Genomic DNA, 3,226 nt, shown 5'->3' with positions numbered 1-3,226 from the left:
TTTTCGGCTGCTTCTTTTATTAATTGAAGCTTTTCTTCTTTTGTAAACTTTCTTTTTTCTGTCATGATCGTACAAATTTATAGATTTCTAACTATAACTTTGTCCGATTGTTTAAGGGGCCAAAACAATTTAATAGCAGAATAACTAATGACATAGATAATTAATACAAGAGTTAAGTAAACGAAATTAAAAAGATCGACGCCTATATTAATATTGAAGAATTCGAGATGGATACCAATAATACCAATTAACCAGGCAAAAAGGCTTAGGGAGATACCGATATATTGAATTTTCAGGATCATCTTATCCACATTAGATTGATAATCTTTTATTTGATATTGGTAATTTGATAATAGTCTTAATGCGAGAATTGAATAAATAACGCCTTGAATCGCAACAATTTCACTGCTGGCAATATGAAGAAGCTCATAGTAAGAACTCATATTATTGAGTAAAAAGAATTTTTCTTCACCATTACTTAAGTAAAATTCCGAATTCAGTAATATGATGATTAACCAAGGCGAAAAGTGGATTAGGTCTTTCGGGTTAAATCGCTTATAATTGGAAATCAAATATTTTACCTGCAAATATAAAAGTGGAAATATAACAAAGAGGAGTTGATCAAATACTTTAAGTAAATGAGGAAATCGAACATACATCCCCTCCTCTTGGAGTGCAAATGCTGCTATAATAATACCCCATATTAGTGTTAATAAGCCTAATAATCTATTCGAAACTATATTTGCCTTTATGGAAAACAAAAATATACTAAGTAAAAATCCCTGAATAGAACCTAGGTATAATAATGTTTGAATAATTTGATTCATAGATGATTACGTATTCTTTTTGTATTTAAAACAGGTATACAAATCTAACTAATTTTATTTAAGGAAAGCTTGTTTGATTTAGTTTTTTCTAAGCCTTAAATAAGAATACTAATTATTGTATGGTTTGACGGAATTACTCTATCAATAATTGTTTTTTTTAAATAATTTATCTTTCTTGTTTGCTAGGATAATTTCTACATTAATATATTGCGAAAAAACACAAATAAATGCTACAAGAATTATTTTGTAGGCTTATATAATGGTCTCAACCGACGTGTAAAGACCCATAATGTTTATAAACCAGGTCTCAATTGATAAGATGAGACTGTTATTATTATTTGCATACTTACTTTTGCTGCTGATCACGAAATGTTTATATAGAAATTTAAGTAAAAACAAATATGGATAAGTTTAATAAAAAAACATTAATTATTGGCCTACTAATACTTATTGGGCTGCTTATTATGGTTGCTACAACATTTGGTCAAAATGGATAAAGCACATTAATAAATAATCCCCCTCAAAATCTAAGTGCTGAAGGTGGTGCCAAAAAAATGGCGTAAATATTTTACAAGGATTTTCAATATATCCTAACCCTGTATCTGTTCATAAGCTGAAAATTACCCTTCATAATACCGATCAAGCAGAAAGTTTTGTGATATTGAATGGTGCAAGACAAGTAGTAAAAAAAGAGTATCTTTCAAATAATAATTCTGAAGTTGATGTTTCGGTCTTAAACAGCGGTATTTATATGGTAAAAATTCAATTTAGCAATGATTTTTACCAGATTGAAAAACTTATTGTGAAGTAAAAGAGGAGTAAATTATCATATATTTTTTAACAGGCTGGTTTTATACCGGTCTGTTGTGTTTAATCAAAGTTCTCATAAATTTCAGACTTTTCCATATAATGATACTTTTTTCAAACCCATATTCATCCATAAATGACCACATATTTTCAGAATATTAGTTAAGGATGTTTCTTGTTCTCCTTTGAGCTAATTTAGTTGTTGTCCAAAAAAACAGTTTTGACAATTTCCTATCTTTACCATATGAATGAAACTACAAGTTTATTAGAAGGGGTCTTGGTGATTATTGCCATTATCTTCCTTACCACAATACTCAAAAAATTTAAAATATTAAAGAAGGAGGACAGTAAGTTTTTCGCTAATATTGTATTAAAAGTGACGCTTCCCGCAATCATTTTTTCAACTCTTGCTCTCCATACTTTCAATGTGGAATTCTTATGGATGGCTTTGATAATGGCGACCATTGAATTGTTGATTCTTGGTTTGGCTTGGTTGATAGCAAGCTTATTTAAGTTTAATTCTGGAGAGAAAGGAGCGCTAATGCTAGTATCTGCTTTTGGGATGACCTCCATGCTTGGCTATCCATTAATACAACAAATTTTCCCTGGTAATGCCATGGCTATAGAAGAGGCAGTGGTCACCAGTGAGTTTGGGGTTGGCCTTCTCCTGTTTATATTAGGCCCACTTATTGCCATGATTTACGGGGATGCCGCAGTAAAAGGAAGTGCCATTTCAAGATCAGTTAAACAGTTTTTTGCCTCCCCCATTTTTTTCGCTCTAGTTTTTGGTTTCGGAATGTCTTTTTTACCCATAAATCAGACTTCGTTTGCCTTTAAAACAGCCACTAATTTTTTAAGTATTGTAGGTGCTGCTAACTTTTTATTGGTAGGATTTACTATCGGTTTAATCATTGAATTCAAAAGGATGAGTCATGTTTTTTTGTTTATGGCCATTGCTGTCCTATTAAAACTTATTCTAAAACCTGTTTTAGCGGTTGTCCTCACCAATTCACCTGAGTTTACCAGTATGATGCGCGAAATCGTATTTATTGAAACCGCATTACCATCGGCCATTTTAACAGCTGTTTTTGCCAAACAATATAATTGTCGCCCCGATTTGGTATCCATGGCCATCATGGTTACCCTTGTTTTGAGTGTGATTTCGGTGAGTGGATTGTTTGTCGCTTTCTTCTAGAGTAATATCATGTATGCTCTCAATCTTGAAGAGAAGAGCTGGTAGTTCCAACGAAAAATCCATTTGTGAAAACCCAAATAGACCCCATTAGAAATACATGCCCGCATTAGTGGGCCCTGTGCTCTATGCTATTTTCGCTGTGCACCTCACCTTATTTGGGGTCACATTAAAAATTATGGGGAGCAATGGTTTTTAGCCTTTTCATAGTTACAATGCTATTAAGCAATAATAGACTTAGGAATTAGGCGGGGTGGCTTTTCCCAAACACGTCGAAGTGTAATCGGTGAATTATAGAATATTAGATTTTTCAGCAAAGGGCTTTAGCTTTTAAAATAATGACATTGGAGGTGATGGAAATAGAACCGACTGCTTTGGTTCTGATAAACATGTACAGTCA

The 3,226-nt window shown here is 32.5% G+C and carries 3 protein-coding genes; 2 read left to right on the top strand and 1 reads right to left on the bottom strand.

Translation table 11 applies throughout. The annotated features are described in order from the left end of the window. Positions 1 to 77: 77 nt before the first annotated feature. On the bottom strand, positions 78 to 827 hold the full coding sequence (locus HNS40_RS21925; protein ID WP_172284852.1) for a hypothetical protein: 750 nt from the start codon (positions 825 to 827) through the stop codon (positions 78 to 80). A 565-nt stretch (positions 828 to 1,392) separates the two neighbouring features. On the opposite strand from HNS40_RS21925, the gene HNS40_RS23835 reads away from it, so the two are divergent. Continuing rightward, a complete protein-coding gene (locus HNS40_RS23835; RefSeq protein ID WP_172284853.1) occupies positions 1,393 to 1,638 on the top strand; it encodes a T9SS type A sorting domain-containing protein in 246 nt (81 codons plus the stop codon). Positions 1,639 to 1,878: 240 nt separating this feature from the next. Beyond that, entirely contained in the window at positions 1,879 to 2,829 is a 951-nt protein-coding gene (locus tag HNS40_RS21915) for an AEC family transporter (RefSeq protein ID WP_172284851.1), read from the top strand. Positions 2,830 to 3,226: the final 397 nt, after the last annotated feature.

Source organism: Lentimicrobium sp. S6, from assembly GCF_013166635.1.
Taxonomy (GTDB): Bacteria; Bacteroidota; Bacteroidia; order Bacteroidales; family UBA12170; genus UBA12170.
Note: the sequence above shows the minus strand (reverse complement) of the source record. Positions and strands in the feature narration are given on the sequence as shown.